Genomic DNA, 8,127 nt, shown 5'->3' with positions numbered 1-8,127 from the left:
TTCTTCCTTCTCTTCCTACCCTTCGGGTAGGCACGAAGTGACTTCCAAAGGTAGCCGCTCCGCGTCTAAGGCGTTCTCTGCGCCTACCTACGGTAGATACGAAGTAGCTTCTGTTGGCGATAGCCGCCCTGTAAGGGCTAAGTAGCCACTCCGTGTCGGCGGTTTAAAATATTGAATAGTTTAGTCTTAACTGAACCGTATTGGAATATAAGGGAACACAGAGAAATAAATCATCCAAAATCTCGTAGGGGTGGGGTCTCCCCACCCTTTTGATGATATGGTGATAAATCGAGGTTTAATTGCTTATTGTTCTACTTTTTCTGTGGGTAACTCGATATTTATCTGTGCATGACCATTGTGTTTGGGTAAAGCCATATTTGCCGGAACCCTGGGATATATGGGTTGATTAATACCATTTGTCGTGCTATTTTGTTTACTGCTGGTTTGGTTCCACAAAATCATCGATAGCAACCCATCAACTAACCCATTGGCATTACCACCACTACCACCACCAACAAGAATATCAGGGATGAGACGCACATTGCGATCGCCCACAATTTGCATCATCTGCATGGCAGTATAACCATTTTCTCCCAAAGCTTGCACACCAGCAAGGTAGGTTTCAGCTTTCGCATTACCCATTGCTCGAATACCTTCCGCTTCCCCAATCGCTTTTAACTTGATTGATTCCGCTTCCCCAGTAGCTTCTTGAATCCGAGAATTAGAATTCAACTCGGCAATTTTTACACCTTGCTCTGACTTCACCAACTCCTGTTGAATCTCAGCTAACGCAGTCTCCCTTACCAACTGCTGACGCTGGGTTTGTGCCATTTGCTGTACTTCGTAGGTCTTCTTCTGTTCCTCAGCAATTTTACGGGCAGTCAAGGTATGCATTAATTCTTCTGGTGGTGTAATCAAACCAATCAAAGAATCCACCGCTTGAACATCATAAGCACGCAACGCAGATTTGACATATTCCGACGCTTCCACTTGGCGATCGCTTCTGGCAGTCAAAAAGTCTAAAATGGTATATTCCTGGGCTGAGTTGCGGAAATAATTACCCACAATAGGACGCAAAACTTGGTCTATGACATTTTGCATCGAACCCAAACGGGAAATAACCTTTGGTGCATCCGACGCACCAATGTGGATAATTTGAAATATTTCTAAATCAAAACTAAAACCATCAAACGACAGCAACTTCAAAGCCGTCAGATTACTATCATAACCATGTTGACCTGTAATTCTGTCAGTGAAATTCAAAACAATATTTGTCGTCGGTACTAATTCAACCTTCATCACCTCAGTATTTAGAGGATGCTTACCTGGGTACAACGGTTCTACCCACACACCCTTATGTCCTTGCCGTACCAAACTGCCGTGGGTAAAAGCAGCACCACTGACATCTTCATGTTCTTTACCCACAAACGAAATTACCACACCTACATAACCAATGGGAATTTCCGTCATTGGTACTTTTTGAACATTTACCAACCACGGATTCAAGTTCCAAGAACCAGATAACAAAACTTGTTCTTGTAAACCCCTTTGCCCCCCAGCATCGAGGAATTTTTGACCATTTTGGAAATTATCATGTCCACCAGTACTACGTCCAGCAATTTCACCCGCAGCAATCGGAGAACCATCCAAAGTGGTGATAATACCAACCTTATCCGCAGGGATTTGATGTACCTGCAATTGTTCGTAAGTCATCCCATGCTGAGTAGCAGTAGCTGCTGTAATTACCTTAAACAGAGCCGTATTGATACGGTAAGTACCTGCGGTGAGAAAACCAATTTGTCGTCCCTTTTCTCCACCGTGGGTTAAAAACTTTCGTGCATCTTGGTAATTATCGCACTCAACAATCTTACCCAAAATCCGCTCTGGAGGAATCGAAGCACCATCAGCAGCAACAATCAAGGCAATTTCACCTTGAGGAACCATCACCACAGATTCTTTTTTGACAGCAAATTGCCAAGGGAAATAACCCCAGTACCAACCAGGAGCGAGGGTATCAGCTTGAAGTCCAGCTTCCCCATTGAGAGCAATTAACCGACTTGCGGGTAAACCCTTACCCGACAAGGCAAACTTTTTAACAACGATTCCAACTTCCCGCTCTCCAATTACCACCAACCCACCAAACAAGAGGGGAACGAAAAGAACAAAACCACCGACTATAACAATGGGAATCAGATTCCAAGGTTGTGTTTGTGCTGAAATTGTAGAAAGATGGGTGGGTACTTGGGCAATTACAGGTTTAGCTTGCAAAACTTGAGTGGAAGTTGCTAGCTGGGTATAGTTGATTTTGATAGGACTAGCATTTGCTGACTGTACATTTCCTGCTAATGCTACACTCGCTAGAACTGATGCTGCTAGAGTAAAAATTTTATTTGGTGACTGATTAAACTTGCGACAAACTGAAGCAACTTTCAAAGCTTTCATAGATTTCGCCTCTCCAGGCAAGATTTTAAGCCTAATCTAACCTATGACTTCATTTCCTCCCGGAAGGATTTCGGAAAACTGTTGTAATTTAATATTTGCTACAGGTTTCCCCAAAGGATAAACCCACGAAACCGGGAATACTCAAAACCAACATAACTATTTTCGATGCAACACCAATAAAAACCGGGTTTCTCCAATCTCCGGGTACTTGATGTCATAAAATATTATTCAGGTTTTCCCGTTGAGAGAGAAAGGGGGTTTCTTTGACTTGTCATACTAATTGGAGATTTTCTGTGGGGGAGAAACCCTTGCCAGTTTATGCTATGTTGTGAGTATCTTGTCAAACTCATATTATGGTTGCTTCTGTACGGCAAATATTAGACACCTTTGATCGCTTAACAGAATCCGAACAACAAGAAATCGCACTGGAAATTTTAAAGCGAGTATCGAATTTGAATCTGCCACCATTATCTGATGACGAGTTAGTATTAAATGCTGAGGCGCTTTTTCTAGAACTGGATCGACAAGAAGCCAATTATGAGTAGTCCAGAACGTGGTGAGATTTGGCTCGTCGATTTAGGTTATGTCGCAAAAGTCAGACCTTGCTTAGTTATCAGTATCCCAGCTTTTGAAGAAGACCGAGCATTAGCAACTTTGATTCCTCACACAACTAGTTATCGTGGTTCAAGATTTGAGGTCAGTCTCAATGTTCATTTTCTTCGTAAAGGAGTATTTGATATACAAAATATTATTACAATTCCTCATGCTAAGTTACTGCGAAAACTGGGAATACTGACTTCAGAACAATTGGTACAAATCGAAGAGGTATTGCTCTTCTGGTTGGGATTTGAAGATAATGACTTTGCAGAGTGAAGGAGCAAAATCTTGATTTTCAAAACCCCATCCTCAAAAAACGGGAATACTCAAAGTCAACATGACTATTTTCGATGCAACACCAATAGAAACCGGGTTTCTCGCGTCTCCACAATATTTCATGTTACGGAAGATTATTCAGGTTTTCGCGTTTAGGGAGAAAGCGGGTTTCTAGGAATTGTCGTGCTGATTGGAGATTTCTAGTAGGGGGAGAAACCCGCTTTCTGGGAATTGTCATACTAATTGGAGATTTTCTGTGGGGGAGAAACCCGCTTTCAGGGGATTATCATACTAATTGGAGATTTAGTAAAGTGATAATTTCCAATGCATTACAACCACTTTTACATTAAAATGAAATCTCATATACAGAAATGAAGCGTTAATTTAGTTATCGCGTGAGGTTTATCAGTGCGATCGCGTTCCCCCATGAGTCCCACCCAAATCCAAGATTTATCCAAGTCCAGTGTTGTTTCGATTTCTAAAGGTGTAAAACCGCAACGTGCATCCGGTGGTTTTGCATTGATTGATAGTTTGCAACGTCATGGTGTTGATTGTATTTTCGGCTATCCTGGCGGTGCTATTTTACCTATTTATGATGATTTATATAAAGTCGAAGCTTCTGGAAGTCTGATTCAGCACATCCTCGTGAGACACGAGCAAGGTGCTGCCCATGCTGCCGATGGTTATGCCCGTGCAACTGGCAAAGTTGGTGTGTGCTTTGGAACTTCTGGACCAGGAGCAACAAATTTGGTCACGGGTATCGCTACAGCTTACATGGATTCGATCCCGATGGTTGTAGTCACCGGACAAGTTCCTAGACCAGCTATTGGTACTGATGCATTTCAGGAAACTGATATTTACGGCATTACTTTACCAATAGTCAAACATTCCTACCTGATTCGCGATACAGCAGACATTGCGAGGGTTGTCGCAGAAGCATTTTACATCGCTAGTACGGGCAGACCGGGACCTGTTTTAATAGATGTTCCCAAAGATGTAGCCCTGGAAGAATTTGATTATATTCCCATAGAACCTGGTACGGTCAAATTACCCGGATATCGTCCCACAATCAAAGGAAATCCCCGGCAAATCAACGCCGCAATTAGCTTGATTCGCGAGAGTCGTCGTCCATTATTGTACGTTGGTGGAGGCGCGATCGCGTCTGGTTCCCACGAAGAAGTTCAACAATTAGCGGAATTATTTAATATTCCCGTCACCACCACATTGATGGGTATTGGTGCTTTTGACGAGCATCATCCCCTTTCTGTGGGAATGTTGGGAATGCATGGTACTGCTTACGCAAACTTCGCTGTCACCGATTGCGATTTATTAATTTGCGTTGGTGCTAGATTCGACGATCGCGTTACCGGGAAACTCGATGAATTCGCCAGCCGTGCTAAAGTAATTCACATCGATATCGACCCCGCCGAAGTTGGCAAAAATCGGGTTCCCGAAGTTCCCATCGTTGGTGATGTCCGCAAAGTATTAAAGGACTTATTGAAACGATGTAAAGAAGAAGGTGTCAAAGCATCTTCCCAACAAACCCACGACTGGTTAAACTTAATCAATCGCTGGAAAGAAGATTACCCCCTAGAAGTTCCCCACCATGCCGACAGCATTTCCCCCCAAGAAGCCATAGTCGAAATTAGTCATCAAGCACCCAACGCTTTCTACACAACCGATGTCGGACAACATCAAATGTGGGCAGCCCAATTCCTCAAAAATGGTCCCCGACGCTGGATTTCCAGCGCTGGCTTAGGTACAATGGGTTTCGGTGTACCCGCAGCTATGGGGGCACAAGCCGCATTCCCCGACGAGCAGGTAATTTGTATCAGTGGTGATGCTAGCTTCCAGATGTGTCTGCAAGAATTGGGAACTTTATCACAGTATGGTTTAAAAGTCAAGACAATGATTTTAAACAACGGCTGGCAGGGAATGGTGCGACAATGGCAGCAAGCATTCTACGGAGAGCGTTATTCTTCCTCGAATATGGAAGTGGGAATGCCCGATATTAAATTACTCTGTCAGGCATATGGCATCAAGGGGATGGTAGTTGAGAAACGGGAAGAATTAGCAAGTGCGATCGCAGAAATGCTCGCTCATGATGGTCCAGTAGTGATGGATATTCGCGTTACCAAGGATGAGAATTGCTACCCGATGGTTGCACCAGGAAAGAACAATTCCCAAATGATTGGTTTACCAAAACAATTACCAAAAGCTGATATCCAGCCAGTTTTTTGTAGTAATTGCGGTGCGAAAAACTTGACTACTAATAATTTTTGTCCTGAGTGCGGTACAAAATTGTAATAGGTTAGTTACAGAGATAAACTGTCCCAAACTGTTGTAGGGGTGGGGATACCCCACCCCTACTTACGAGTGATAGATAAATCTATAATTGGGGATATTTTATTTTCTGGAAGTCCCTACTCAAACAAGTAAGAAGTAAAAAAGCAAAAGAAAGAAATAAAGCTAATTTTATAGGCTTTTCAGCTATTCTAGATAGTCGCTTTATTTCCACTAACCGACACTAACTTAAATAAAAAAATTATAGGGGTGCAAAATCTTGTACCCCTACTTAATCTAATATTCAAATCTGCGTAGTAATTAACTAAGAACTACTGTGTTAACAACAAATCGTTTTAGAAAAATATGGCACTGTTCAAGATTGCCATGTCTAACTTCTAAGTATGCACGAATAAACAAATAAACTAATTAATAAACTAAATTTCCTGTACCACGTAATTGACGCAAGCTATTCATACATAAAGGACAATCACAAGCAAATAACGCTATTGCTGCATCGCTTTCTTCTTCTGTAAAATCCAGCATTGCGACATTTATATCTGATTTACCCTGAGCTATAGTTGCCGAAGTTACAGGTTTTGCTTGTGAACTTCTCTCAGAATCGCGAATGCAGATAAAATTATGACCACCGTGAGGGTTAGTAATACAGGTTCTGTTATCCTGAGTGTGGATTAATTTTTGCTGCATTGCATGGGCAGGATTAACAATAGCTAAAGTTGACATTAACGAAGTAAAAATTGTCGAACTCGAAAACAAAGTGAGAATGAATTTCTTATTCATGTTTTTCCTTAATAAACAAACCCAACCGCCTACATTATTCGATTATTTGGTAAAGGTCAAGTTCCAAATGAACGTAATAGAATTTTGGACAGTTATGACATAAATAAAGTTCCAAAATAAAGTTCCAAACTTTACTTTGGTGGATAGAGAATATAGCGATCGCACACTCAATATTTACCTGAATATTCAACTAAATACTCAACAAGAATATTGCGATCGCATACAGTTTACCGAAATACCGTAGTAGAATATCAATCTCAACTGCATTAGGACTGTGCGAACATAGAGAATAGTCCAGAGGTAAAGCGGATGAATATTGAAACAGCCACAAAGAATTATATCGATAACAAGCAGGTAAGACACAAAAGTCTGGGATTGATGCTCATTGTCGATTTATATCCATCCCGAATAGACAGTGTGCGGGTTAAGCTTGCGAATGGAGTCGAGATGGATTGCCAATTAGACTTTCTAGACCAGGTGTAGTCATTTAAATAATATCATTCGTAAGGGTGGGGAGACTCTACCCTTACAATTGTGGGATAATTTAATTTTTGGTTGCTATTAGTTCATCACAGCAGATTATTTTTCACCCTGAGATTTCCTACTTTAGAATAAATGGTGGGAACCAGAGAAACAAGTATCAAATACATGAGTAACATAAATTCAATTGCCGAAAAAGCCCTTTTAGAAAGGCAAAAATTACCCGACGCGATCGCATCACGAATGTACAAACCCAGTTATGATGGGTTGGGTTTAGGAAATATTGCAGCTTTAGCTTTAGATTGGTTATGTCCAGAAACACCAACATTAAGCTCACAACAAGCTTTACCGAGTTTCAATCCAGAATTATTAGGTGTCAAATCGGTTACAGATGCTTGGCTGGATTGGCAACAGCAAGCACCGATTAAACATGTGGTGCTATTAATCTTGGATGCTTTGGGGTACGACCAATTACAGACATTAATGAATGAAGGTGATACACCAAGATTAACTGAAGCTTGCCAGAAGCAGCAAGCTTTTTTTATGCCTGCAACATCCGTATTTCCCACCACAACAGTAACAGCATTAACCTCTGCTGCAACCGCTTATGCACCTGCTCAACATGGTTTAATTGGAACTCACGTCTACTTCCAAGAAATTGGTGGTGCGGTAAATCTGATTGGTTTTCGTCCGAGCGTTTCTCCCACTTCCACACCCTACTTAGACAATCAACTCAATCCCGATACTTTAATACCAGTACCAAATATCTATCTACGAATGGAGAAAGCTGGTGTAAATGTAGAAATTATTAATTACCACTACTTTAAAAATTCAAGTATTAGTCGTTTTACAAGTGCAGGAAGTAGCGCGGGTACTGATGGGTTTGTTGGATATTTGACACCACCAGATGCTTTTAGTCAATTGCGATCGCATTTATTATTAAAATATCAATCCCAAGATAATAATCCCAGTTTCACCTACCTTTATATCCCCAATATCGACACTTTAGCCCATCGCTATCAACCCTTAAGTCCCAATTATCGAGCAGAAGTAGCCGCAATTGACTTTTCCCTGCATCGGGAATTATTCTCACCATTAGCAGGACGTAGCGATACTGTACTATTATTAGTAGCAGACCACGGTCAAATTCCGGTTCATCCAGAAAAAATTGTTTGGCTGGAAAAACATCCAACTTTGACGGAAAATTTATTTCTGCAAACTGGAGGTTCCCGCTATCAGTATTTACAT

General features: G+C 41.4%; 7 protein-coding genes. 5 read left to right on the top strand and 2 right to left on the bottom strand.

The genetic code is table 11. The features are described 5' to 3' along the window. Positions 1 to 303: 303 nt before the first annotated feature. Positions 304 to 2,442 (bottom strand): SPFH domain-containing protein, encoded by a 2,139-nt coding sequence (locus tag CK510_RS22175; RefSeq protein ID WP_095723761.1) that lies wholly within the window; start codon positions 2,440 to 2,442, stop codon positions 304 to 306. Between the two features lie 353 nt (positions 2,443 to 2,795). On the opposite strand from CK510_RS22175, the gene CK510_RS22170 reads away from it, so the two are divergent. The 3 genes from CK510_RS22170 (at position 2,796) to ilvB (ending at position 5,622) form a co-directional block, all read left to right on the top strand. Then, a complete protein-coding gene (locus CK510_RS22170) occupies positions 2,796 to 2,987 on the top strand; it encodes a hypothetical protein (protein WP_095723760.1) in 192 nt (63 codons plus the stop codon). Next, the gene (locus tag CK510_RS22165) at positions 2,980 to 3,315 is read left to right on the top strand and encodes a type II toxin-antitoxin system PemK/MazF family toxin (protein ID WP_095723759.1); all 336 of its coding nucleotides are present in this window, start codon (positions 2,980 to 2,982) and stop codon (positions 3,313 to 3,315) included. The genes CK510_RS22170 and CK510_RS22165 overlap by 8 nt, the downstream gene beginning before the upstream one ends. A 426-nt stretch (positions 3,316 to 3,741) precedes the next feature. Then, positions 3,742 to 5,622 (top strand): biosynthetic-type acetolactate synthase large subunit, encoded by a 1,881-nt coding sequence (ilvB, locus tag CK510_RS22160; RefSeq protein WP_095723758.1) that lies wholly within the window; start codon positions 3,742 to 3,744, stop codon positions 5,620 to 5,622. Between the two features lie 405 nt (positions 5,623 to 6,027). Here the strand turns inward: ilvB and CK510_RS22155 are convergent, their stop codons facing one another. Beyond that, on the bottom strand, positions 6,028 to 6,399 hold the full coding sequence (locus tag CK510_RS22155; protein ID WP_095723757.1) for a hypothetical protein: 372 nt from the start codon (positions 6,397 to 6,399) through the stop codon (positions 6,028 to 6,030). A gap of 309 nt (positions 6,400 to 6,708) precedes the next feature. On the opposite strand from CK510_RS22155, the gene CK510_RS31955 reads away from it, so the two are divergent. Further along, positions 6,709 to 6,882: a hypothetical protein gene (locus CK510_RS31955; RefSeq protein WP_158224946.1), complete on the top strand. Its 174-nt coding sequence runs from the start codon at positions 6,709 to 6,711 to the stop codon at positions 6,880 to 6,882. A gap of 165 nt (positions 6,883 to 7,047) precedes the next feature. Continuing rightward, on the top strand, positions 7,048 to 8,127 hold a 1,080-nt coding region (locus CK510_RS22150; protein ID WP_095723756.1), incomplete at its 3' end, for an alkaline phosphatase family protein.

Origin of the sequence: Brunnivagina elsteri CCALA 953, from assembly GCF_002289455.1 — a bacterium.
GTDB lineage: Bacteria > Cyanobacteriota > Cyanobacteriia > Cyanobacteriales > Nostocaceae > Brunnivagina > Brunnivagina elsteri.
The sequence above is the reverse complement of the archived record's forward strand: the minus strand, read 5'-3'. Positions and strand labels throughout refer to the sequence as shown.

Coding starts and splice junctions, on each gene's coding strand:
- CK510_RS22175 (WP_095723761.1), bottom strand. CDS start 2,442: ATGAAAGCTTTGAAAGTTGCTTCAGTTTGTCGCAAGTTTAATCAGTCA.
- CK510_RS22170 (WP_095723760.1), top strand. CDS start 2,796: ATGGTTGCTTCTGTACGGCAAATATTAGACACCTTTGATCGCTTAACA.
- CK510_RS31955 (WP_158224946.1), top strand. CDS start 6,709: ATGAATATTGAAACAGCCACAAAGAATTATATCGATAACAAGCAGGTA.
- ilvB (WP_095723758.1), top strand. CDS start 3,742: ATGAGTCCCACCCAAATCCAAGATTTATCCAAGTCCAGTGTTGTTTCG.
- CK510_RS22165 (WP_095723759.1), top strand. CDS start 2,980: ATGAGTAGTCCAGAACGTGGTGAGATTTGGCTCGTCGATTTAGGTTAT.
- CK510_RS22155 (WP_095723757.1), bottom strand. CDS start 6,399: ATGAATAAGAAATTCATTCTCACTTTGTTTTCGAGTTCGACAATTTTT.